1 protein-coding gene is annotated in these 236 nt (G+C 56.8%); it reads left to right on the top strand.

Features of this window, described 5'->3' with window-relative positions:
- Window positions 1-236, top strand: a 236-nt coding sequence (locus AC1RPG_RS08980; protein WP_481762639.1) for a hypothetical protein, incomplete at both ends; no start/stop codon positions are given.

Below are 236 nucleotides of genomic sequence, written 5' to 3'. Positions count from 1 at the left end.
ACCACAATGAGGACATCAGTACTGTCCGGCAAGGCCTTAACAAGGCCAAGCAGTGGGGATTCGAAACGGTGCCATTCTTCGAAGTGCAGCCGAACCGCGCGTTCCTCGAAGCTGCGCTGGCTGAGGCCCGGGAGACTGCGCCGTTTGCGCTTGACGGTCTGGTCATCGCACCAAACACGTTTCGTATGGACTACGAGACGAACGATAAGCCGAAACTGATTTGGGCGTTCAAGGTC

The sequence above is a fragment of the Dellaglioa sp. CoH-57-MRSF-18 genome (assembly GCF_056781995.1).
Note: the sequence above shows the minus strand (reverse complement) of the source record. Positions and strands in the feature narration are given on the sequence as shown.